This window comes from Ponticaulis sp., from assembly GCF_029210165.1.
In the GTDB taxonomy this organism is placed as follows: domain Bacteria; phylum Pseudomonadota; class Alphaproteobacteria; order Caulobacterales; family Hyphomonadaceae; genus Ponticaulis.
The window spans coordinates 92,429-116,295 of the sequence record NZ_JARGNT010000001.1 but is presented as its reverse complement, the minus strand read 5'-3'; the positions used below and the strand labels follow the sequence as shown (position 1 = coordinate 116,295).

At 53.5% G+C, this 23,867-nt stretch carries 17 protein-coding genes; 14 read left to right on the top strand and 3 right to left on the bottom strand.

Annotated features, from left to right (window positions below; genetic code table 11):
- The first annotated feature begins 3 nt into the window (after nt 1–3).
- On the top strand, nt 4–1,086 hold the full coding sequence (locus P1U45_RS00580; RefSeq protein ID WP_301057000.1) for a hypothetical protein: 1,083 nt from the start codon (nt 4–6) through the stop codon (nt 1,084–1,086).
- A gap of 3 nt (nt 1,087–1,089) precedes the next feature.
- The gene (locus tag P1U45_RS00575) at nt 1,090–2,529 is read left to right on the top strand and encodes an MFS transporter (protein WP_301056999.1); all 1,440 of its coding nucleotides are present in this window, start codon (nt 1,090–1,092) and stop codon (nt 2,527–2,529) included.
- Nucleotides 2,530–2,818: 289 nt separating this feature from the next.
- On the opposite strand, the gene P1U45_RS00570 is transcribed toward P1U45_RS00575, so the two are convergent.
- The 3 genes from P1U45_RS00570 to P1U45_RS00560 form a co-directional block, all read right to left on the bottom strand.
- The gene (locus P1U45_RS00570; RefSeq protein WP_301056998.1) at nt 2,819–4,195 is read right to left on the bottom strand and encodes an MFS transporter; all 1,377 of its coding nucleotides are present in this window, start codon (nt 4,193–4,195) and stop codon (nt 2,819–2,821) included.
- A gap of 102 nt (nt 4,196–4,297) precedes the next feature.
- Nucleotides 4,298–4,609, bottom strand: coding sequence for a hypothetical protein (locus P1U45_RS00565; RefSeq protein WP_301056997.1), 312 nt, complete (start codon nt 4,607–4,609; stop codon nt 4,298–4,300).
- Entirely contained in the window at nt 4,609–5,787 is a 1,179-nt protein-coding gene (locus P1U45_RS00560) for a class I SAM-dependent methyltransferase (RefSeq protein ID WP_301056996.1), read from the bottom strand. The genes P1U45_RS00565 and P1U45_RS00560 overlap by 1 nt, the downstream gene beginning before the upstream one ends.
- A 276-nt stretch (nt 5,788–6,063) precedes the next feature.
- Here P1U45_RS00560 and P1U45_RS00555 point away from each other — a divergent pair, with 276 nt between their 5' ends.
- From P1U45_RS00555 to P1U45_RS00500, 12 genes are all read left to right on the top strand, one after another.
- Nucleotides 6,064–7,299 (top strand): MFS transporter, encoded by a 1,236-nt coding sequence (locus tag P1U45_RS00555; protein ID WP_301056994.1) that lies wholly within the window; start codon nt 6,064–6,066, stop codon nt 7,297–7,299.
- Between the two features lie 90 nt (nt 7,300–7,389).
- Nucleotides 7,390–9,018, top strand: a complete 1,629-nt coding sequence (locus P1U45_RS00550; protein WP_301056993.1) for a carboxylesterase family protein — start codon at nt 7,390–7,392, stop codon at nt 9,016–9,018.
- Entirely contained in the window at nt 9,018–10,721 is a 1,704-nt protein-coding gene (locus P1U45_RS00545) for a carboxylesterase family protein (RefSeq protein WP_301056992.1), read from the top strand. Before P1U45_RS00550 ends, P1U45_RS00545 begins: the two co-directional genes overlap by 1 nt.
- A gap of 304 nt (nt 10,722–11,025) precedes the next feature.
- Nucleotides 11,026–13,359 carry a TonB-dependent receptor gene (locus P1U45_RS00540; protein ID WP_301056991.1) on the top strand — a complete coding sequence of 778 codons (2,334 nt, stop codon included), beginning with the start codon at nt 11,026–11,028 and terminating at the stop codon, nt 13,357–13,359.
- Nucleotides 13,360–13,434: 75 nt separating this feature from the next.
- Nucleotides 13,435–13,953, top strand: a complete 519-nt coding sequence (locus P1U45_RS00535; protein WP_301056990.1) for a nuclear transport factor 2 family protein — start codon at nt 13,435–13,437, stop codon at nt 13,951–13,953.
- Nucleotides 13,953–14,432 (top strand): DUF4440 domain-containing protein, encoded by a 480-nt coding sequence (locus P1U45_RS00530; protein WP_301056989.1) that lies wholly within the window; start codon nt 13,953–13,955, stop codon nt 14,430–14,432. The genes P1U45_RS00535 and P1U45_RS00530 overlap by 1 nt, the downstream gene beginning before the upstream one ends.
- 196 nt (nt 14,433–14,628) lie before the next feature.
- Nucleotides 14,629–15,792 carry a class I SAM-dependent methyltransferase gene (locus tag P1U45_RS00525; protein ID WP_301056988.1) on the top strand — a complete coding sequence of 388 codons (1,164 nt, stop codon included), beginning with the start codon at nt 14,629–14,631 and terminating at the stop codon, nt 15,790–15,792.
- Nucleotides 15,793–16,208: 416 nt separating this feature from the next.
- Nucleotides 16,209–17,384: an integrase arm-type DNA-binding domain-containing protein gene (locus tag P1U45_RS00520; protein ID WP_301056987.1), complete on the top strand. Its 1,176-nt coding sequence runs from the start codon at nt 16,209–16,211 to the stop codon at nt 17,382–17,384.
- Between the two features lie 47 nt (nt 17,385–17,431).
- A complete protein-coding gene (locus P1U45_RS00515; RefSeq protein WP_301056986.1) occupies nt 17,432–19,090 on the top strand; it encodes a site-specific DNA-methyltransferase in 1,659 nt (552 codons plus the stop codon).
- A 3-nt stretch (nt 19,091–19,093) separates the two neighbouring features.
- On the top strand, nt 19,094–21,739 hold the full coding sequence (locus P1U45_RS00510) for a DEAD/DEAH box helicase family protein (RefSeq protein WP_301056985.1): 2,646 nt from the start codon (nt 19,094–19,096) through the stop codon (nt 21,737–21,739).
- A gap of 70 nt (nt 21,740–21,809) precedes the next feature.
- Complete coding sequence (locus P1U45_RS00505) at nt 21,810–23,030, top strand: hypothetical protein (RefSeq protein WP_301056984.1); 1,221 nt, start codon at nt 21,810–21,812, stop codon at nt 23,028–23,030.
- The gene (locus tag P1U45_RS00500; RefSeq protein ID WP_301056983.1) at nt 23,031–23,852 is read left to right on the top strand and encodes a hypothetical protein; all 822 of its coding nucleotides are present in this window, start codon (nt 23,031–23,033) and stop codon (nt 23,850–23,852) included.
- Nucleotides 23,853–23,867: the final 15 nt, after the last annotated feature.

Sequence of the window (23,867 nt, the reverse complement as noted above, 5' to 3'; positions counted from 1 at the left end):
GCCATGTCAGAGCTGGGTCTGATTTTCAAAGCCAGTACCAGTGACCGGTGCGACAACTATCGTGTGGGCGGCGCAATCGTTGATTACGACGCCATGACGAGCAAATGGCGCATGTGGTATTACTGCCGGGACAAAGGCTTTGATGGTCCGCCCACGCTTGGGACAGGATATATCGCTCACGCCATTTCTGATGATGGCGTGAGTTGGACACGGGTTGATGGCAGCGAGGCACTGGGATCAGTTCTCGCGCCCAATCCGGATGGGTCAGAATTCGATAGCGTTCATGTCGGTCTGACCGACATCACACGTGGCGCTGGTGAGTGGCTGATGTGGTATTTCGGCGGCGACGGTCAGCCCCGAAAAACCGAAGCTGCGTTTCTGGGAGACGCGGTGGTCGGCCTCGGAATGCGGCCTGGTGTTGCGCGCAGTACAGACGGCGTACACTGGGAACGTATTCCCGGACCGATGCCGAACGGCGCGCTGTTCGATTATTTCGAAACCGATATGTACGCGGCATGGCCAAATGTCGTTTTCGATGGTCGCCGTTACATCATGCAGTATACGGCGCCGAAGCTCGACCTCAGCTATTTTTACACACGCACAGCCATTTCAGAGGATGGCCTGAACTGGACAAAAGTTGATGACCTTTGCTGGGCGGATGGCGTACGTCCATATGATGAGGGCGGCATTGTCACCCGCCAGATTTTGCTGAACCCGATTCCGGGTGGTCGCCGTTTCCTTATGGTCTACACGGCAACTGACAAACAGCACGGGCGCACGGTCGCTGCTGCCGAATCTGATGACGGCCTGATCTGGAACCATCTTTATGACGAGCCGATTTTCCAGGTGGGAGAGGCGGGCGCCTGGGATGCCGGCGGCGTCGCTGCCAACCGATTAGTCGCGGCAGGCGACACACTTTATTTCTATTATTACGGGTTCCAATCCCTTGGCGCAGATGATGCTGCGCGCGGGATTGGTCTTGCGACCTGTCAGGTCGGCGACCTGCGTAAGCTGAAGCGCTATGCAGGTGTGGAGCCGACCAAACAATCCGAACATTTTACCAAAACTCAATCGAGGAGAGCCTGACCAGTGTCGAGTTCAGATAATCCGGCTTTAGAAGCCGAAGAGGACCGTCTCAGTACGGGGATCAAAGTCAGTTGGGGAATTGGTGCACTAGGCACGGCAATTCTGATGAACTCAGTAAGCGCGCTGATCGTTTATTATCTCGCGCGTGTTGTTGGCATGGAAAGCTGGATTGCTGGCTTGCTTCTGTCCTTGGGCCGCATCCTTGATGCCGGTACTGACCCGTTCATGGGGTATATCAGTGACAAAACACCCAATAAATGGGGCGGGCGAAGACGTCCCTACCTGTTGATTGGTGCAGTTTTGTCCGCGATTTCCATTCTGCTTATTTTCAACGTTCCTTTCCGTGGAAGCGGTGTTGAAACGATTATCTATGTTCTGTTCACACTGATCTTCTTCGGCCTTGGCTATACGATTTTCAACGTGCCTTTCATTGCGATGCCAGCGGAAATGACGTCGAACTATCATGAGCGATCGTCCATCCATAGCTGGCGCGTGATTTTTGCGGGTATGGGTATGGCGATCGCGTTTGCTGGCTCGGGTGTCCTTCTGGACTGGCTCGCAGATGGCCGTACGGACGCAAATGGGGTTCAGCTCAACACGTCTGGCGACTATGCCATTCTGTCTCTGGTCTTCGGGGTGCTGATCCTCGTCAGCATGGTGATTGCGTGGAACGGTACACGCAAGGCGAAGATGACGACCAATACGAGCAAGCCTGTTCCGGGCAAGGAGCAGATGAAGTCCTTCTTCAGCAATAAATCCTTCCTGACCATTATCGGCGTGAAAGCATCTCAGCTGATCGCTGTTTATGCGAGCCAGACGGCTCAGTTCTTCATGGTTGTCGAAGTGCTGAAGCGTACCAGTGATCAGATGGCGCTGATTTCGCTTCCAATGGTTGCGGTATCCATCCTGTCTGCGCCTCTGCTGGTCCGTTTCTCCCGCAAGTTCGGCAAGCGTTGGGGTTATATCCTCTCTGCTCTGTTTACCTGCGCGTCTTACCTCTCCTGGATTGTCTCCGATCCGAACGAGCCGGGCTATATGCTCGCGATCCGTGGTATGATTTTGGGTGTCGGCTTTGCGGGTAACGTGATGTTCGCCATGTCCATGATCACCGATGCCATCGAGCTGGATTCTATCCGCACTGGTATGAACCGCGAGGGTATGTATACGGCGGCGTTCAGCTTCATTGAGAAGTCTGCAGGTGCGATGGGCCCGGCTCTTGTCGGTGCAGCGCTCAGCTTTGCCGGTTTCGACAGCAGCGCGGAAGTCAACATCGACAACTATGAGGCGGTGCGTCAGGCAACGCTGTTCGGCGTTGCCTATATCCCTGCCTTTTTTGCTTTGGTCTCGGTAGGCATTCTCAGTTTCTACAAACTGGATGAGAAGGCGCTGGCTGAGGCTCGGGCGGAGAAAGCGCTTAGAGACGCAGCGGAAGCCGAAGCTTAAACAGCCGATACCACTACTATCCCGGCGTTCTGCCGTATCAATGAGCGTGCCGCATTCTGTGTGGCACGCTTTTTCTTTATCTGATGGTCAGAACTGCGGGGTGTGCCCCTTCGGTCACGCTTTAGGCTGGCTGATTGGGCGGGGCTGTAGGCGGCTGGACGAGTTAGCGGCCTAAAGGGAGAAGGCAAGCTAGCGTGGAGATGATTGTCTGGGGGCTCGAGGCAATAAAAAAGCGGCAGTGAGAGGACCCACTGCCGCTTCGAGGTGTTTTACCATTATCGCTTTGGTCTTATTTTTGACCCGGTATCCGGATGAAGTAGATAAGCACCGCACAAATACAGGCCACTGAGATCGGAAAGACCGCAATCAGCGTGTAGAGAGAATTTACAACCGACTCAGGCTGCTGAACCGGCGCACCGCCCGTACCTTTGATGTAACCTGTGAGGCCAAGCACGAGGCCTGTGAGGGTGGTGCCCATTGCGAAGGCGAACTTCTCAACCAACGTGTAGATCGCAGATAAAAGGCCTTCCCGACGCATGCCTGTGAGCTTGAAGTCGTATGCCATGACGTCTGGTAGTAGGGATTGTCCGACCATCAGGCCGCCGCCGCCAATAATGCCTGCTGCGAGACCACGTGCCAGCACGTAGATGTACGGGTCACCAGGGCTGGCAAGTGCCCATGTCAGTGCGACCAGTGCGCTCAAAATGGTCGTGGTGATAAAGAGCCAGCGCTTGCCGAGCTTTCTCGCAATCATCAGCCATATAGGCTGGGAACACATCATGCCGAGATAGAAAAGCAGGAAGTAATAGCCGAGCTGCGCGCTATCGAGCGACAGAACCTGGAAAAACAGGAATGGCATGACCGCCTGCGTCACGGCCATTGTCATTAGTGAGATCAGCTTCACAGCGACCAGCAGCATGAAGGGTTTGTTCAGCCAGGCCGATTGGACCATCTTGAAAATGTTCAGATCGTACGGGCTGTCCTGATAGTGGAAAGGCGCATTACGTGTCGCGAAGAAAGCTGTGAGCCCTCCAATGATCGCGAGCGATGCCAGCATGCTGCTGTAGATGCTGTAGCCGGTCGCGCTGTTATTGAACATTTGGAGGACGACAGGGCCAACAAAGGTTGCGATGAGGCTGGCAATGGACACAGCCAGAACCCTGAATGATATCAGGCGGGAGCGCTCATTGGCACTTGTTGTCATTTCCGCCGGCATGGCCATATATGGCACGCCGAACAGACCATAAGCGGTCGCATAGAGGATCAGCGCCCCGCCCGCATAGATAACGGCAAGATTGCCGGTCAGTCCTGATGGGACGTTGAACAGCAGAATGGCGGATAAGGCGAGCAGGAAACAGCCATAAAGGACAAATGGGCGACGACGGCCCATCTTGCTTTTGCTGCGATCGCTGATCGCGCCAATAACTGGATCGGTAAAGGCGTCATACAGTTTGGACAAAGCCATCAATCCGCCAGCAACGGCGGCGCCGATCCCTACGAAATCCACCAGATATTGAAGCAGAAGAATGTTGGCGGCGTTGTACATGGCGGCAACGCCGAGTGTGCCCATGCCCCAACCAAATGCTGTCCAAAGGGGCAGACGGTCCGTGGGGGGCGTAGATGGGGCGTCAGCCATCGGGGTGTTCCCGGTTACTGCGTCGGTCATCGGTCTCTCCGAGAATAATTTTGTGAGGAGGCGCGCTACTCATTTTTTGAAGCGCGAATACAAGAAAGCCGGTGACGTGCCACCGGCTTTTGAAAGGTCTAATCAGTCGGCGAAGACAGGGCTTTCTTTGATGCCCGCCCGTTCGAGGATTTCCTGAACCGACCGCTTCTCTCCAGCGATTGGTGCGCTGAGAACCAGAGTAGCGAACTTATCGCGTTCTGCTTCAATTTTTGCAGCGAGTTCTTCTGGTATTTCCAGATTTTCCAGCTCTTCCGGTGCCAGCGCGCCGCGCTGTTCCAGAATGTGCTCGAGTAGCATTGTGCGATCTTTCAGGATCCAGACTTCAGACAGAAGCGCCATCATAATGCGCCCGAGATCTGTGACGCTTTTTTCGTCGAGATATTGATAAGCCATTACGCGGCCACTCCTTGTTCTGTAGTTTCCGCAGGCTTGCGGGCGCGGGTGATCCACGGGTAGCCATCCTGGCCGATGGAGTAAGCTTCAACGGCTTCAAAGCCAGCTTCTTCCATCATCTCTTCCAGGCTGGATTCCAGGATTGTGCTGAAGAATGGTTCTGCGCGGTGATCTGTGTCCCAGTCGAGAATGACTGAGTGGAACAGGCTGACCGCGCGGAATGGAGGCGGGTCGGACAGAACAATGTCTGCGCCCGGCTTCATGATCCGGAACATTTCTTTGAAAAGTTCTTTGTTGGCCTTTGGCGGCATTTCGTGGTGCAGAGCGTAAGTGATAACGCCATCCACGCTGTTGTCCGGCTCACTCGTTTGCGTAGAATCCTCATGCTTTAGGTGCACAGGGAAGTTCATCTTGTTGGCCAGCATATAGCCATTCTTGAGAAGAAGCGGTGACAGATCAGAACCGTAAAGCTCTGCGCCCGGGAATACTTTGTTGATTGCGCCTAGCGTGGAAACGCCACCGCATCCCGGCTCATAAATCCGCTCATAGCTCTCTTTCGGGAACTGGCGGATCGCTGACATGCGTTGTTCGATGATGTCATCGCCATACCCGACAGCCGCATAGCCGCCGAATTTGAAGATGAGCGGGCCGAGGCCGAAAGCAAACAGTGGGCCGTAAAGGTCGTAACCATCCCAGCCGCCTGGTTCCAGGTGCCAGTCGACATCTGTCCAGTACTTCGGAGCAGGTGGCTCGGCAGCCATTGTAAGCTCGGAACCTTCTACAGGCTCGACTTTTTCGGTCACGAACTTTTCGAACTGTTCGCGGCGCTCTTCAATCGCAGGGATGCCGCGGTTGAAATTCTCTTCTGCGACGTAGCGCTGGAGGAAGCGTTCCATGCGGTAATTCGGATCAGACTCGCAGATTTCACGTGCGCGGGCGATACGCTGGCGCAGGGCTTTCTTATCCGGATTTTTGTCTGCTTCGTGCTCCGCTGAGAGCGCTTTAGCTTCCTCGTTTTCAGCGAAGGTGTCCGCCGCTACTTTACGAAGACTACCCGCTGAATAGCGCTGAATAGAGCCGAGGATCTGAAGACCAGAGCGGCCACGTTGCGTGAGTGAGAAGTCAGGGACCGATCCTCCACCGTCGCCTTTGCGTTCCAGTTTCGTCATGAAAGTCATGCTGTCACCTCTTATTGTTCGGACGTTTGCTTGTGCGCGCCTGTTTTATAGTTGCCGATGATAGGCGGCGTGGTCGCGCGGCTTCCACACAAAGAGATAGAAAAATCGTATAGTGAGAATCTATGAGATGGAGGCCGTAAACACGGGGCCGCATAGCCTGAAACCTAAGTAAAACAGGCAGTTTTATTCGAGTGGTGAAGAAATCCGGCAAACCACTGGTGTGGAGATGAAATCCCTCAGAGCGTCTGTGTTCCAATAGACTGTCGAGGCGTTCCCATGACCAGATTTGAAGAATTCCGTCGTGGATGGCTGGTCATTCTGGCGTGTGCGATTGGGGTGGGCGTAGGCCTGACCGGGCTGCCATTTTATACATTTGGTGTTTTCATCAATCCGCTTGAGGATGCCTTCGGGTGGAGCCGGTCTTCCATAACCGCCGGTATGATGGTTTTGAACGCTGGCACGCTTTTCCTCAGTCCGCTTCTCGGCATATTGATGGACCGCGTTGGTGTGAAGGCCATCGCCGTGCCGTCGCTGATTGGTCTGGCTATCGGCATGCTCGCGCTGTCCTATAGCGGCGGGTCCATCCTCCATTTCTACGCGGCATGGATGCTGGTGGCGGTTCTGGGAAGTGGAACCACGCCTCTGACATGGACGCGCGCTGTCACGGCATCTTTCAACAAGATGCGCGGCCTGGCGCTGGGGTTGACGCTCATGGGTACCGGGCTTGCCAGCATGTTTGGACCGAGACTGGTTCAGGCCGCGATCAGTGCCGGTGGCTGGGAAGCGGGTTTCAGGGCGATGTCAGTCTTTGTTTTGCTCGTTGCTGTGCCGCTCGCCTTTATTGGTCTGAAGTCGAAGCGTGCTGCGTCGGACCATGTTTCGGATGCGATGCCCGCAACTGGCCTGGAGTTTCGGGATGCGCTGAAGCGTCCGGCATTCTGGCTGATATTTGTCGGTATTTTCTTTGTTATTCTTGGGCAGTCCAGTTCGACGGTTCACTTCGTTCCGCTTATGCGCGGACGCGGCGTTGAAGCTGCAGACGCAACGCAGATGATGGTGGCACTGGGCCTTTCTGTGATCGTCGGTCGGGTTCTGGTCGGGCTGGCGCTTGACCGCTTGCACGCGCCGCATGTGGCGCGCGTTTGCCTTGTGTTGCCGGTATTTGCGCTTCTCATACTCATCTTCACCTCGACAGGAAATTTCGGCTTGCTGGCAGCCATTCTTCTGGGGCTTGCAGCTGGCGCTGAGGTTGATCTGCTCGCTTATCTGGTGGGCCGGTATTTCGGTCTGAAAAGCTACGGCAAAATCTATGGGGTCATGCTGTCAGCTTTCGCTCTCGGGGGCGGGCTTGGTCCGGTTCTCACCGGTATGGCCTACGATGCGGCGGGTCATTACGCTTTCGCACTTTGGGCTGGAGTTGGCACGTTTCTGGCCGGTGCAATCCTTCTGGGCACGCTCGGTAAATATCCGTCTTTCGAAATCAGTGCGAAGACAGAAGAAGTTCTCGCATAGCGATTAGTCAGCAAGCCCTGCTTCGGGCTCTCCGCAGTACGGTTAGTGTTTTGCAGGTCATTTTTTTGCAAAGTGAAGTGGAGCCTTCAGATGCCTCTGAACATGAAGAAATTACTCGGTTGGAGCTCCGTAGCGACCCTCACACTGATCATGGCGGCGTGTTCACCGGAAGCGGAGACAGCGCAAGAAGCTGAAACCACTTCTGCAGCAGCCGAACCGGGTGTCGTTCAAACCATATTTGGTGCTTTGCAAGGCGTCGTTTCTGAAGATGGCGATTACGTCTCTTTTCAGGGTGTACCTTTCGCAGCGCCGCCAGTTGGTGACCTGCGGTGGGCGCCGCCCGCGCCACCAGAAGCCTGGGAAGGTGTTCGAGCAGCGGACGCGTTTGGTCCGGCGTGTGCGCAGACAGAGCCGCAACCGGGCGCGTGGAATTACGACGCAGATGCCGTCTTCAGCGAGGATTGCCTCTATCTGAATGTGTACGCTCCAGCTGACGCCTTTGACGAAGGCGCGGAGCCTTTGCCGGTCATGTTCTGGATTTATGGCGGCGGCTTCTCTGCTGGCAGCGCAAGTCAGGCCGTTTATCGTGACCCTTCAGCCTACACCGAGCGTGATGTCATTCTGGTGATTCCGAATTATCGACTGGGCGCGCTCGGCTATCTGGCGCATCCAGATTTTTCAGCCAATTCAGAATCCGGCGTGTCCGGCAATTACGGAACGATGGACCAGATTGCTGCGCTTGAGTGGGTTGCAGCTAATATCGGTCAGTTCGGCGGCGACCCGGAGAACGTCACTTTGTTCGGCGAGTCGGCAGGCGCTATCAGCAATAACGTGCTGATGGTGACGCCGTCCGCACAAGACCTGTTCGATAAAGCCATCATGCAGAGTGGCGGTATCTGGGGCCTCACGCCTTACATGAAAACGCTCGAAGAAGCTGAAAACTGGGGCGAAGATTTCCTTTCTGGTCTCGGTGCAGAGACTCTGGAAGAAGCACGCGCGCTTGATCTGGATGTGCTGTCGCAACTGCCATGGGAATATGCATATTCGCTACAGCCAATTGCTGACGGCGTGCTGACGCCCGAAACGACTGGGGATGCCTTCCTGACCGGCCAACAGTCTGATCAGGACATTATTATCGGTTGGACGCGCGAAGAGGCCGGACGCTTCTTCGCAGGTGAAACGACGGAAGAAGAGGTTCGCGCCTGGTTCGTGGAAGACTTCGGAGACGCTGGTGAGGCGCTGTTCGAAGATTGGTACGAATATACTGGCGACCTAAATATGGCGCAGGTTGCAGCGGCGTCTGGCGGTATTGGTCAGGGCTCGCTCGTTGAAGCCGCTGTTCAGCTTGAGAAAACGCCAAACGTATATGTGTTCCGCTTCGACACTGCGCCTCCAACGGAAGATGGCGCTACCTATGGCGCGGTGCACGGCGTAGATGTCGGCTATACATTCAATTATTTCCCGGAGCCGGTTGAGTGGCGCTCTTCAGACTATGAACTGAGCGAAACCCTGATCGATTTCTGGACCAATTTTGCGAAGACCGGCGATCCAAACGGCGAAGGCCTGCCTGCCTGGCCGGCTTATGATCCCCAAACACCAGAGGTCATGTCTTTTGCTGACCCGGTGCAGGCAATTGAGCTTACCGAGTTTGACCTGATTATGCGATCAATGGGGGAGCTGGACTATTCCCGTAACTCTGACATCCGGAGTGAACAGTAATGGCTGATGCGAAAGACAATGACATGGGCGTAGACCGACGATGGTTTCTGAAAACTGCCGGCATTGCAGCGCCAGCGCTGATCGCGGCGCGTGCCTCTGCGCAAGAAGCGGGCTCTGAACCGGCGCCCGCAATTCATTCTCTTGATACCGAAGTTTTTGGAACGCCCTCCGATCTGATTGTCGAGACCGGTAGCGGCAAAGTACGCGGCTATGTTTCGGGTGGTGTACGCACGTTCAAGGGCATTCCTTATGGTGCGGATACGTCTGGCGCGAACCGTTTTCGTCCACCCGTCGCGCCGGAGCCATGGGCAGGTGTGCGGGATGCATTCGTTTATGGAGCAACATGCCCACAAATGGCGCCAGGTGTTCCGGGCCGTATGGATTTTCTCCTGCGTCCGCAATACGGGCATGCAAGCGAAGACTGCCTTAATCTGAATGTATGGACTCCGGAAACGGGTACTGGTGGCCGTCCAGTTATGGTCTGGATTCACGGCGGTAATTATTCCACCGGGTCCAGCTATGCTATTGGCTCACAGGATGGCGAAGCGCTTGCGCGCCGCGATGATATTGTAGTCGTGTCCGTCAATCACCGTCTAAACATTCTCGGGCATATGGATCTGGAAGCAGCAGGTGCAGGCAGCGAGTTCGCCTCGTCTGTAAATGTTGGTCTTCTTGATCTCGTCCAGTCACTCGAATGGGTGCGGGACAATATTGCGCGCTTTGGCGGCGATCCGTCCAACGTCACACTGTTTGGCCAGTCTGGTGGCGGTCTGAAAATCACTCATTTGTGCGGCATGCCTTCCGCACGCGGCCTGTTCCATAAGGCAATTGTACAGAGCGGGTCTCTGGTAGACGTCTTTGACGGAAGCATGACGTCAGAACTCGCTGAAAACGCGCTATCGGAACTGTCATTGGCAGCGACTGATATTGAAGCGCTTCAGAGCATTTCGATTGATCAACTGCAGGCGGCTGGTCACGCCTCCGTCGGCGCATGGCGCGCGACAAGCGGTTTCGGAAATATCTGGAGAACTGTTGGCTGGGCGCCGCGCATCGAAGCGGGCACGATTCCGTGGCACCCATATTCTGCCGAAGCGGCTCATATTTCCCGTGATATTGCACTCATGGCGGGCTCCACGCTGCAAGAATTCAATCTGTCGCTTTTCAATCCTGCAGCAGAAGCGATGACCCGCGATGGTCTGAAGGATGCGCTGGCTGCACTTTATGCTGATCCGGAAGCGGTGGTTGTGCAGGCGGAAATGGCATATCCGGAGCAGTCTCCGTCGTCGGTTTATTCCATTATCAGTGCGGCCAGCTTCAACCGTCGCAATGTGATCGATCAATGTCAGGCGAAAGCAGCATTGGGCGGGGCACCGGCTTATCTTTATCAGTTTGCGTGGGAAACGCCGGTATTGGATGGTCTGCCTCGCGCATATCACTGCGCTGAACTGCCCTTCGTCTTCGCAAATGCGCAGAAGGAAATTCAGGCAACTGGAGGCGGGGCAGAGGCGGATCTTATCGAAGCGCAAGTGGCGTCTGCCTGGACGTCTTTTGCCAGAACAGGAAATCCATCGAATGCCGCGTTGCCGGATTGGGAATCAGTAGAATCACACAGCGCGCCAACCATGATTTTTGATGCACCAGCGCGTTTCGAAGCAGGACGAGATGAGGGTTTGTTGGAGGCAGTCGCCAACCTGCGGCTCTGACCCAAAAACAATCTTCAACAATGAACAGTGCGGGGCGTTTGATTTTCTTCAAGCGCCCCATTTTTGTACGTGTGCTGAGTAAAACTTGCGCGATTATTGAACGGCGAAAACGTAATACTTTCAGTCCTGAGTTTATATTTCAAATATTATTCGCATACCGAACATTCACCTGAAAACCCTGTCGGCAACTAGGTCTTTATCCATACTCGGGTGGAGGGGAAATTTTGTCCCTGACCCGGTGCGGCGCCCTCGGCCTTGCACCTTAACTGCAAGGGGAAATGAACTGATGGACTTATCATCGAATATGAAAAAGCTACTTCACGGTGCGAGCGCGGGTGTGCTCGTTCTTGCTACAGCAACTTCGGGCACTTTCGCGGCTCATGCACAGGAAACTGAGGCATCTGACGAAGCTCGAATGAACACCGTCACGGTTACAACACGTCGTTCGGAAGAGAATCTGCAGGACGTTCCGATTTCCATTACTGCGATTGGCGAGGAAGCTATCCTTGACCAGGGGATCGCAGACTTTGACGATATTGCGGCGTACACGCCAGGTCTGTCTTTTAAAGACTTCGTGACCGGCTTTAACGGCGTTGCGACCATGCGTGGTCTCGCTCAGGCAAACGTTCAGGACTCTACGGGCAACGTCGGTACGTTTGTTGATGGTCTTTACCTGCAACGTGGTTACATGGTGAACTTTGCGCTCGCTGATATGGAGCGTATCGAGGTCGTTAAAGGTCCACAAAGTGCTCTTTACGGTCAGAACACATTCTCTGGTGCGATCAACGTTGTAACCCAGCGCCCGGGCGATGAGCTCGAAGTCGATGCATCTGTTACGCTGGGTGATTACGACCGTCAGGAAGTTAAACTGGCTGTTGGTGGTCCAATCATTGATGGCATTCTTGGTGGCCGTGTATTCTACGGTAACTCTGCGTATGGCGGTTCTATTGAGAATACCTTCCCAGGCATTTCAGGCGATTTCGACCATTTCGGTGGTTATGATCGTGAAGCTTACTCAGGTATCCTCGTCTTTACGCCGACCGATTACCTGACATTTGAAGGCTTCTATCAGCACTATGAGCGTGACGAAGAGCAGCGCGCTTATTACACCATCAATTGCGCAAATGCGGAATGGTCGTGTAATGCAGACGGCGGCACATGGTTCGCTGGCACACTTCCGACATCTCCTGACAGCCTGTTATCCGGTGCAAACCCGGATCGTCCGTCTGGCCTGTTCTCGGTGCCGCAGCCAAATCTGGTTACTGAAACCGATCTCTATCGTTTCAGCGCTGACTGGGACATCAACGAAGATTGGTCGTTTAGCTACCTCTTCGGTAAAGCTGAAGCGTCTGCTCTCGAGCAATTCTGGTTCAACCAGAACTCCTATAACCCAATCGGCGGCCTGGGCGTCTACACCAACCAGCACGAAGGCGGTACTCTGGACTTCCAGAGCCATGAATTGCGTCTCGCATTTGATGGCGGTGGTCCACTCACTGGTGAATTTGGCTACTACACATCTGAAGCAGACGATGAGTTTGCATTCGGTCTGAACCTGCAGCCTGCGGACGGCGAAATCGACTCTCTAACAGACAACCCGGTGTCACTCGACACGATGTTCCTGCCATTCAACTACCGCTCTACAACGTTCGAAACAGAAGCTCTGTTTGCGCGCGCTGAGTATGAGTTCCTTGATGGTCAACTCGTGGCGGGCCTTGAAGGTCGTTACACGATCACAGACGTAGCTGTACGCGATAACCTCGCACGTCAGGCTGCCGTTAATGGTGGTCTCGACCCGGACGTCCAAGCGCCAGACCTGACTGACCAGTGGAAAGAGTTCACACCACGTGCGACTCTGAACTACTTCGTCACTCCGGAAAACATGATCTACGCTTCCGTAGGTCGCGGTGTGAAATCTGGTGGCTTTAACGGCTACGTGACAGGCACAGTTCCTCTCGACGAAGACGAGCGTTCTTACGGTTCGGAATCTAACTGGACGTATGAGATTGGTGCGAAGAACGAGTTCCTCGATGGGCGTCTCTTCACAAACGCTGCTCTGTTCTACACGGACTGGACGAACCAGCAGATCTCAGTTGTTCCACGCAACTACACTGTTGTAATTGGTGCAGATGACCGTGCAGTTCCTGGCATCTTCGGTGCTGTTGGTGACTCAACTGCATGGGGTCTCGAGTTTGAAACCAGCTGGGTTCCAAACGAGAACTGGAGCTTCTTCGCGAACTTCGCTTACACGGATACTGAGTACGGTGAAGGTGCCAACAACCCGGCATACGGCGAAGTTTCCGGGAACACGATTCCTGGTGCGTCTCCTGTCACAGCGTCTCTCGGTTTCCAGTATGACCGTCCGCTGACGCAGGAACTGGATGGTTTCTTCGCTCTCGACGCCAACTATGACAGCGATCAGTACGTCACGCCGGACAACACGATCGAGATCGAGGGGCGTACCCTGTTCAACCTGCGTGCGGGTGTCACTTATGGTGACGTGAAAGCCTTTGTATTCGTGAAGAACCTGACGGACGAAGAGTACATCGATGGTGTATTCACTATCCCATCGCTGTTCCAGATCACGCCATCCTTCGGCGAACGCCGTACGGCAGGCATCACACTGTCTTACAGCTACTAATACTTCTGAAGAACGCCCCGGTCTCGCGACCGGGGCGCTTTTTTATTTGCCCTGAAAAGTCGACCGGAGGTTATCGTGAAACATTTGTTGTCTGCCCTCATCCTGTCAGCTGGCCTCGCAGCCTGCCAACCCGAACCTCAACCTGTTGCTGAACCGGAAGTCCTGTCTGATCCCGTCGCTGAAGAGGTGTCTGCTGATGCTCCGATTACGGCAGAAGAGATTATCTGGGCCAAGGAGCTCGCAATCTATGAAGCGCGCGGCGAAGGCGACATTTCACTTTATCTTGAGAACACAGCTGATGGCTTTTCCGCATGGCCGCCTTTCGCCGACACGCCTTATGGCCGTGACGTTCTGGAAGCGATCGGAGGCGGCACGAACGGCGGCGATCAGGAAGAACTGACCATGGAGTTGGTCAGCTTCACTCAGAATGGCGACAGCGCCATCATTTATTATCAAACGCATATGACGCGTTCAGCCGATGGTACGCCAGTCGATTACCGCTACGAAGTTACCCATACATGGGCGAACGTCGATGGTGAGTGGCAAGTGCTCGGCGGCATGGCGCGTGCAATGCCAGAGCGTGGAGACAATTAATGAAAACGACTTTCGCAAGCCTGATGATCGCTTCAACACTCGCGATCGCGCCGACGTCATTCGCAGATGATGCGCCGAATCCTGATCTCGAATTTGAGACGGCCAGAGATATTATCTGGGAGAAAGAGCTCTCAATTTATTCCGGACGCGGTGATGGCGATCTGGGGCCGTACATCAGCAATCTGGCTGAGGGCTACTCTGCCTGGCCGCCACACATGTCGACGCCAAATTCTGCTGAAGACATGTATGCAGCTGCGGAACGCATGACTGAGCAGACGGAAGAAGAACTCGAGATGGAGTTCGTCAGCTTCACGCTCAACGGCACGACCGCGATCATCTATTATCAGACACACATGACGCGAAACGGTGCCGGTGAAGTCGTCGACAACCGTTATGAAGTGACGCACACATGGGCTTATGAAGATGGTGCCTGGATGGTCCTTGGTGGTATGGCTCGCAGCCGTCCAGATCGGGACTAAATAGCAGTGTTTTTATTCGACAGGCGAATAACGCCTGTCGATTTCGTGGTTTTCGGGCGATTTCCGGCTAATATTCAGACGTCAGACGACAACAGTTTCTGGCTTCTGAATTCGGTTTGTGCCGACCGAAAGCCGCTGACGGTCTTGAGGTGACGCGCACTGACCGGGTCAGTTTGCCTGATCAAGGAGACCCGCTATGACCGCACAAGCATTTCCACGCGATCCGTTGCCACGAGTACCTCCAAAGCCGCTTAGCGTGAGCCAGCGGGGACGTTCGGGTATGGAGATACTGGGCTCAATGCAGAAGTTCGCTTCTGGCGTTCTGCGCCAGCACGCGGCTGAGACCTTTTTTGCCAATGAGAGAGCCGCTGAGCTCAATAAGGCGCACATAGCGGACAAGAAACCGGAAAAGTCCGTCCTGCGGGAACGCATCGCTGAAGCGAAGGCGATCTGCGAGTCAGACAGTATCTACCGACTTGAGCGTCTGGTTCAGCGCTATGTCGCGGAAGAGAATTACAATCGCGGCATCCCGGCCATCGAAGAGCGCCGTGAGATGTTCGAACCGTTTGTTAATTCGGAGGCGACACCAGCAGAAGGTGCGACTCTCGAGCTGAATCCGGGATATAACGAGCCCAAATACTGGTCAGCGACTGAATGGCACCTCGAGCCGGGCGGCTGGGAAGGTTATGATCTCTATCCTGCGGTTTTCGCCTTCACAATCGGGCCGAAAGTCTTCTCTCTGGGCGGCTATGCTGCGGTCGGCGTGGGCGATAAAATTCAGGAACAGCGTTATCAGGTGGCTCTGCAATTCCCGAAGGAAAGCTATCGGCGCATTTATGAGCCGGGCTGTGGTGGTTTCTCGACGCTGGGCGCCGTTCATCGCGTGTTTCCTGAAGCCGAACTGCATGGCTCGGATTTATCCCCGAGCCTCCTGAAAGGTTGTTATAAAATGGCAGGTGCTCTCGGCGTTCCTGTGCATTTGAAACGTACCGATTCGACCAAAACAGGAGAGGCCGATTCCAGCTTTGACGGGGTCATTACCTATGCGCTTCATCACGAGATGCCTCCGAAAGAGAACAAAGCGCTCTTTGCTGAGATGTTTCGCATTCTGAAACCGGGAGGCGACATCGTTATCTCCGATCCGCCACCATTCCGCGCGGTTGATTTATTCCACGCCGTCATTCTGGATTGGGACACCTATCACCGCGAGGAGCCATTCTTCAGCGCGACAGGCGAGTCCGTGCTCGAAGATATGCTCACTGAAGTCGGATTTGAGAATGCAGAAGCCTACACAATCGGCTCACAGGGAAGCTACCCTTGGGTGACGCGCGCGCGAAAACCGGAAGCCGCACTCGACTAAAGGCTTTGAGGCACGGTGTGAGCGGTGTTCGCTGACGAAGCGAGGGCACCCTTGCTAGCGACTTCACACCCCATTTTTTGAGGGTGTGGGACGCCGTTAAAAGCCTCATTCCTTTGGCAACCAAATCACGGGCCCCGTTCGGATAACGAGCGGGGCTCTTTCATTTCGCACGATTGATGCACGCGCAAGCGCGCTCAGGCGCCCAATGCGACGGGGCAATCAGCAAGTAGTATTTTCAGGAAGAAAAATGGCGGACTGGGGAGCCGTATACCCTCTGTTTTTAGGGGTTCGTCTGCATTCGTCTACATCCATTTTAGTTATTTAAATTCAATATACTAAATTCGTATTAGGTCATTGACGTTCAAGCCCGCCCGTCTTAAATCTCAATCAATTGTGGGAACAAACGTGGGAACGGTTTGAAATTAAGCGCTCGAAAAGTTGAAACAGCAAAGACGGGGCGTCATGGCGACGGGCGAGGCCTCTACCTGTATGTGAAACCGACAGGGGCGCGGTCATGGGTTCTGAGATATCAAGTCCAAGGCAAACGCCATGATCTTGGACTGGGCGCTTATCCTGATGTTACCTTGGCGATGGCACGAGAAAAAGCGACCGAAGCAAGACGTTTGATCTTGGGCGGGGATGACCCGATTGTAAAACGCCGCCAAGCCCAGCCCAAAACATTTAAGGACGCAGCGCTAGAATTGATCGAAAACAAACGATCCGGCTGGAAAAACGCGAAACATGCCGCGCAATGGACATCCACATTAGAGGCGTATGTTTTCCCCAGTCTTGGTGCGATGCAAGTCACCAAGATTGCCACCGCCGATGTTATAGGTGTGTTGAAGCCTATTTGGTCACAGAAGCCTGAAACCGCAAACCGCGTGCGCCAAAGGATCGAAGCGGTATTGGACTATGCGTCTGCGCTGGGCATTCGCGAAGGGGACAATCCTGCACGCTGGCGCGGGCATTTGGATAATCTCCTTCCCAAGCCGAAGAAAGTAAGGGCTGTAAAACACCATCCTGCTTTGCCTCATGCTGATATTGCTGACTTTATGGACATGTTGTCTAAACGAAGTGGTGTCTCCGCCCATGCCTTGAGGTTCACCATTCTCACGGCGGCGCGATCCGGTGAAACCCGTGGCATGAGGTGGGCAGAGGTTGATCTGGAAAACGGCGTGTGGACAATTCCCGCCGAGCGCATGAAAGCAGGAAAAGAACACCGCGTTCCTTTATCATCGGAAGCCATCAATCTGCTTGGACCCCGCCGCGATAATCACCAGTTAGTTTTTGAAAGCGAAAGCAAAAAAGGCAAGCCAATTTCGGATATGGCTATGACGGCACTTTTGCGGCGAATGGGATATAATGACATTACCGTTCATGGATTTCGTTCGACGTTTAGAGATTGGGCTGGCGAAACCACAAGCTTTCCGCGTGAAGTTATAGAGGCGGCTTTGGCCCACGGGATCAAAGATAAAGCCGAAGCGGCGTATGCGCGATCCGACCTTTTCGACAAACGTCGTGATCTTATGCAGGCTTGGACGAACAAAGCCAGTCCCAATGAAACAACCACGAATATTGTTGCACTGAGGTGATGCTGCTTTAGTACTTTCACCAAGAATCAGTAGCAGGATGGTTAACTATGCCCACACTCGATTGGATCGGAAAAAAGGCCGTAGTAAACCATCATCGCGAGGTGCCGTATCGGTTGGTGCATTGTGATGGCGAGTTGTCGACGGGCGATCCTGACGCTGGAAATCTGTTGGTGCAAGGCGATAACCTAGAGGCGCTTAAAGCCCTGTTGCCCTACTACGCGGGCAAGGTGAAATGCATCTACATCGACCCGCCCTATAACACCGGCAACGAAGGCTGGGTTTACAACGACAACGTCAACTCGCCCGAGATCAAGGCTTGGCTGGGCAACGTCGTGGGCAAAGAAGCCGAAGACCTTTCGCGCCACGACAAGTGGCTCTGCATGATGTATCCGCGCTTGCGTTTGTTGCGGGAGTTTTTGCGGGAAGATGGTGTGATTTTCGTTTCCATAGATGACGACGAAAATCATCGCCTCCGAATTCTACTCGATGAGATATTTAGGAGTAAGAATTTTGTCGCCAGCTTTGTCTGGCAAAAGAAGCAGTCGCCGCAGAATGACGCTATTAGCGTTTCGGATATGCATGATTACATCCTCGCTTATGCGAAGAACGCTGCAATATCTCGCGAAGACAGAATTGGCTTCAAAGCAAATCGTCTAGAACGAACGGATACGCAAGATAGCAGGTTCAAAAATCCTGACGATGATGAGCGGGGAGTTTGGTTCTCATCTGATTACACATGCGCGAAGTCGGTCAATGAGCGGCCAAATCTTTATTATCCAGTACTAAATCCAAATACTGGCGAGGAGATTTGGCCAAGCAAAACTCGTGTTTGGGGATACTCGCAGGAAGAACACGCGCGGCATCTTTCGAAACGTTTGATCTATTGGGGCGCAGACGGGTCCGGTCGTCCGAGACTTAAGAAGTTCCTTAATGACGAAACTAAAGGGGTCGTCCCGGCGACTTGGCTCACTCGGGATGAATGTGGAGACAACCAAGAAGCCCGCCGGGAAGTTCGGTCATTGTTTGCAGGGACCGGTCAAGATTTTGATACTCCTAAACCGACTCGCTTACTCAAACGCCTTTTCGCTATGGCGTGCGGGCCAGATGACCTGCTTCTTGATTCCTTTGCTGGCTCTGGCACCACCGGCCATGCCGTCCTCGACCTTAACAAACAAGACGGGGGCAATCGCAAGTTCATCCTTGTGGAAATGGATGAACAGATTGCGCCGGATATTACCGCTGAACGGCTCAAACGCGTGATCCATGGATATGACAAAGGCGGCGATCCCGAGAAACCCGTCGAGGGGCTTGGCGGCGGCTTCCGTTATTGCCGTCTGGGCGTCCCCTTGTTCAATGAATTTGGTGATATTGATGGCGGTGTGAGCTTTCCCGATTTGGCCGGCCATGTATTCTTTGCCGAATGCGGTGTGCCCATTCCCGCCAAGGCCAATGGCAATTCTCCCTATTTGGGGCAGTATCGGGATAAGGCGGTCTATCTGTTATTCTCCCCCGCCGAAGCTGGCTTTGCCCGCGAAGCCTCTGGCAATGTTCTCACCCCCGATACGCTGGCCGTATTGCCCACGCCCCCCGATGACTTTGAAGGCGGCTGGATCGTTTATGGCGAAGGCTGCACTGTTGGCAAAGAACGACTAGCCGAGGCTGGCGTCACCTTCAAACAAATCCCCTATCAGATCGATGGGGCGTAACACATGGCTGCGGTGAACTTCGAGCTTAAGGAATACCAAGAGGCATCGCTTGGGGCCTTTCGCCAGTACCTTAAACAAGCGGACCTGCACGGTGGCGAAACCGCCTATGTGCTGCAAACCAAATTGCCGTTCTATCAAGCGCCCTATGTGGCCGATGGCACGCCCTATGTCTGTTTGCGCGTCCCCACCGGTGGCGGCAAAACCATAATGGGTGCCTATGCGGTTGGGATCGCGGCAAAAGAGTTTCTGCATGTGGCAAACCCTATGGTTTTATGGCTCGTCCCCAGCACGCCTATTCTGGAACAAACCGTTGCCGCGCTGAAAAACCAAGACCACCCGTACCGCGCTGCATTGGCCAAGGACTTTGGCCGCAACATATCGGTTCTGACCAAATCCGAAGCGCTGGCCATGTCCCGCGCCGATGCAGAAGGCGGGGCCTGTATCATCGTATCCACTATCCAAGCTTTCCGCATTGAGGAAACCGATGGCCGCAAGGTCTATGAAGATGCAGGAAGCTTGATGGACCATTTTTCTGGTCTGTCCGAGGATCAAGTGGCTCGTTTGGACACGGTAGAGGGCACAAACCGCCCCGTGGCGTCACTGGCGAACCTTCTTAAGCTGCACCGTCCCATGGTGATTGTTGACGAGGCACACAATGCGCGTTCTTCGCTGTCTTTCGATACTTTGGCGCGCTTTGACCCGTCACTGATCTTAGAACTCACAGCGACTCCGAACGTGGATCATGCCCCCGCAAAGGACAAATATGCGTCCAACATCCTGCATTCGGTATCAGCCGCGGAACTTAAAGCCGAACAGATGATCAAACTGCCAATCCGCCTAACCACGGATAGGGATTGGCGCAAGACCGTTGGCGGGGCTTTAGACAGTCGCAACCAGTTGGAAGAAGCTGCAAAGGCCGAACAAGCCGAAACCGGTGAATACATCCGCCCCATTCTTTTGTTTCAGGCACAGTCAAAGTCTCAAGCAGACCCGCACCGCATAACGGTAGAGGCATTGCAAAAGTACTTATTGGAAGACAAGCGCCTGCCCGAAAACCAGATTGCAGTGGTGACGGGAAACAAGACCGAAATTGACGGGGTGGACCTAAAGGATACTGATTGCCCCATCCGCTACATCATCACGGTTTCTAAGCTAAAAGAGGGATGGGATTGCCCCTTTGCTTATGTCTTGTGTTCTGTGGCCGAACAAACGTCCAAGACCGCAATTGAACAAATCCTTGGCCGTGTTTTGCGTATGCCTCAAGCGCGGCTCAAGCGCCGCGATGCGCTGAACCGTGCGTATGCCTATGTCGCGTCTCAAAGCTTTGACGATGCGGCGCAACGGCTAAGGGACGGGCTTGTCGAAGGCGCTGGCTTTAATAGGTTGGAAGCTGATGAAATTATATCTCCACAAGCTGGCCTAGGCTTTGACAAGCTGGCCGATGAAACCTCACATGAGTCCGACGCTATCGAAGATGAAGCCGTAACGGCGGAAAGTGTGGAAGAGATATTTAAAAGGCTGCCACCATCTGTAAAGTCGCGGGTTTCGTTCAATCCTGAAACCAAGACTGTGGCCTTTACCGGCCAGATGACGCGAGAAGGGCGTAACTTGCTGCAACTGGCAACTTCCAAGATACCGCAATTCGAAAAGGTCATTGATCGTCTATATGCCAAGTCTAACAATTTTCAGGAGTCTGCGGCGGCCTATGAAGCGAAACCCCCATTCATCGTTCCGCGTTTAGGTTTCTGGAAACAGGGGCGGTTAGAGCTTTTTGGCACAGAGCATTTCTTAGACCTGCCATGGCGGTTGGACGACTGCGATCCAAAGACAATACTCGAGCGATTTAAGGTCATAGATGAAAGCCAGTCTGGCGAGATTGACGTGTCTGACAAAGGCAAAGTCGAAATTCAGTTCGTTCGCCGCATGCAAGGGGAACTGGGGGCTGTTATCCAAGAGCCCGCTTGGACGTTACCGCGTTTGGCCAACTGGCTCGACATGGGCATTCAGCATCCTGATGTCACCAAACCGGCTGCGATACTGTTCATCACTGGCGCGATAGAAGCATTGATCGCCTCTGGCTTTGAATTGGATGTGCTTGCGCGTAACAAGTACGATCTTCGCAAAGCCCTAGCGGGTTTGATCCGTGATTTGCGGGGCGAACGTGAAAATGGCAACTATCAAGCCCTGTTTGCCAGTGACGCCCAAAACTTCGCGACCAGTTCAGACATGGCAATGATCTTTGATGAGGCCAACTATGCTTACAATCAACCCTATTCAGGTGCCACAAAGTTCGACAAGCATTACACAAGTCTAATCGGGGATTTGAAGTTCGAAGGCGAAGAGTTTGACTGCGCGGTCTATTTAGATCGCCATGCGAAGGTCCGCTACTGGATACGAAATGTTGAAAACAAGCGCACGGCGTTCTGGCTGCAACTTCCCACGGGCAAGTTTTATCCTGACTTTGTAGCTATGCTGGACGATGGACGCATTCTGGTTGTTGAGTACAAAGGCGCACATCTTTACGAACAAGAAGCTCCGAAACGGCAAATTGGCGATGTTTGGGCAGAAGCTAGCGACGGAAAGTGTCTGTTTTGTATGCCGACGGCGCGAAATTTTTCCATCATTGACGATGTAATCGGTATGAATTGAACAAAGATGACTTGTGTCACACGTCAACGAACACCACATGTTGTGCTGATCGAAACAAAAGACACCACCCATGGCTTCATTCAGCGGCTTTATCCGTAAGTCCCCTGACGCACGATTAGAAACTTTCCTCACCGTTCTTGGGGTGGAGGCCCCTGATGATTTTAATTGGACGAGCCAAGGGCGCGGAACGGCGTTTGTAAATGATATTACCGCGCTGATTGCCGACTTACCCGACCTAAAACAAGATAGGGTACAAGCTGAACTCGATCACCTAGCCAGCTTGTCTACGCCGCAAGGTATGATCGCGGCGGAACAGATTTGCAGCGCTCAAGACATTGATTTGGAGGGATTGCAAGGCGTTCAGGACGTACTTTTGATGTTAGCTATAGATCATCCTAAGACGCTAGAACGTGTTTCCGCACAGGCGTCTTTGATGCAACGCACGGGTGGAAAAAACTGGTCCGCGTTCCAATTTGAAAACGATGGCATGCCTTGGGCGCTGGATGATGAAGAGGCCCGCGCAGGTTTTGTCTCCGACGCGATTGCCATTCTTGAATTGCCGAAACACCGCAAACGCGAAGCTGACTGGTTTCCTTCAGTTCGGGTCCACCCGATTACTAGAGAAGAAACAGAAATCCTACAGGCGACAGTTTACGTCGAAGCCAACGCAGAAAGCGAACTCACCTTCGGATCATCCGATGGGCTGGAACGTCAGGTTACGCAAAGAGTGGTGGAAGTTGGGATCGCCTGTAATGCCAAAGAGCGGATCGTCGAAATTTGCGCTCGCGGCGGTAAAAAGATACGCGACGAATATGCATCATCTTTTTGCAAACATTTTGCTCCAGAATCCCCACCACCCATTGCGGTGCCACGCCGTGACGTATTGTTGAACACTCTTGGATCAAACCCGAGTTTTCCAACCGAACCTGCAGACAAGATCACCAGTGTCGAAATATCGTCCCTCGAATTTTACTCTGTAGGTGGCGGTTTTGCGCGATTTGAACGCCGTGGAGATGATGAAGACATCCATCACTTTCTGGAACGTCAGTTTGGTGAACATTCCCCTATATGTTCGGAGGGGTGGACGATTATTGCCGCCACCTTGCGAATTGCGCTCGCGCCTGAACATGGTAAACGCGCCAAGACGCTTACGGTCACATTGCGCACACCCAACACGACAACCATCCCAAACAAGACTGAATTGGAACGCCAGTTTGCGATCAATCTGTTGGAGCGATGGGAATTGCTCGCGGCGAGACCAGAGCCATTCGACGTTGCCGAGACGATCTAAATGGATGCGGTTGCGATATTTGCGCAATTAGTTTCTCAACGCGAGAAGGTTTTGGCGCGCTCATATTCGCACCATGCAGCCTTTCATGATCTAATCAAAGCAGGTTTAATTGAGGAAACAGGGGTTGTTTCATCGATTATCTGTGATGAATGCGACCAACCACATGAGTCTGCAATCACTTATCAAGATTCGCAGTATGGCTATTTTTGCTATGATTTGGGGTTCATAAAATTGAGCCGAGCCGAAATTGTTAGCGTAAAGCCAAACATCAAAACATTCGTCGCGCAAATCGCGGGCCGCGAAAACTGCAAACGTCGGAAACCAACTCCGTTAGAAGGCGAAACATGGCGCATTGGGGGGCTTGAGACTGCTGGGGGGGATGTTACGATATTTTTCCAGCCTAGGATGGTGGACGTAAAAGATGTACGCTCCTTTGAAAGCTCTTTGAAGAGGGACGTAAGGACATCACTTGGGATAATCCTTACATCCGCAGGCGTTTTATCTGTACCGCCTTACATCACAACTTCCATACAGGACGTGTTGAACTTCGATCTCAAAACGGGCTGTTTTTTCTTTGATGTTGAGCCGTCTTCTATCGCGGGTGTTTCGGAAACTCGAACCGGAGGTCGTCCGAATGAATACAAGGAAACATTGACCATACTTTTCCATGAGCGTGCAGCCGACGGGCGTTCGCTCTCAGGACGCAACCAAGAAGCGGATGCGATCCTCGACGAATATAATGATCGTTTTCCAGAAGAGAAAAAAACGCCGCATAAATCGATAGTCAGGAAATTTGTCACCGACGTTCGATCTGGATCATAACTGGATCAAAACGTA

Bases quoted from the DNA above. Each gene is read 5' to 3' on its own strand.
- P1U45_RS00580 (WP_301057000.1), top strand. From the start codon at position 4: ATGTCAGAGCTGGGTCTGATTTTCAAAGCCAGTACCAGTGACCGGTGC.
- P1U45_RS00570 (WP_301056998.1), bottom strand. From the start codon at position 4,195: ATGACCGACGCAGTAACCGGGAACACCCCGATGGCTGACGCCCCATCT.
- P1U45_RS00565 (WP_301056997.1), bottom strand. From the start codon at position 4,609: ATGGCTTATCAATATCTCGACGAAAAAAGCGTCACAGATCTCGGGCGC.
- P1U45_RS00560 (WP_301056996.1), bottom strand. From the start codon at position 5,787: ATGACTTTCATGACGAAACTGGAACGCAAAGGCGACGGTGGAGGATCG.
- P1U45_RS00555 (WP_301056994.1), top strand. From the start codon at position 6,064: ATGACCAGATTTGAAGAATTCCGTCGTGGATGGCTGGTCATTCTGGCG.
- P1U45_RS00550 (WP_301056993.1), top strand. From the start codon at position 7,390: ATGCCTCTGAACATGAAGAAATTACTCGGTTGGAGCTCCGTAGCGACC.
- P1U45_RS00545 (WP_301056992.1), top strand. From the start codon at position 9,018: ATGGCTGATGCGAAAGACAATGACATGGGCGTAGACCGACGATGGTTT.
- P1U45_RS00540 (WP_301056991.1), top strand. From the start codon at position 11,026: ATGAAAAAGCTACTTCACGGTGCGAGCGCGGGTGTGCTCGTTCTTGCT.
- P1U45_RS00530 (WP_301056989.1), top strand. From the start codon at position 13,953: ATGAAAACGACTTTCGCAAGCCTGATGATCGCTTCAACACTCGCGATC.
- P1U45_RS00525 (WP_301056988.1), top strand. From the start codon at position 14,629: ATGACCGCACAAGCATTTCCACGCGATCCGTTGCCACGAGTACCTCCA.
- P1U45_RS00515 (WP_301056986.1), top strand. From the start codon at position 17,432: ATGCCCACACTCGATTGGATCGGAAAAAAGGCCGTAGTAAACCATCAT.
- P1U45_RS00510 (WP_301056985.1), top strand. From the start codon at position 19,094: ATGGCTGCGGTGAACTTCGAGCTTAAGGAATACCAAGAGGCATCGCTT.
- P1U45_RS00505 (WP_301056984.1), top strand. From the start codon at position 21,810: ATGGCTTCATTCAGCGGCTTTATCCGTAAGTCCCCTGACGCACGATTA.
- P1U45_RS00500 (WP_301056983.1), top strand. From the start codon at position 23,031: ATGGATGCGGTTGCGATATTTGCGCAATTAGTTTCTCAACGCGAGAAG.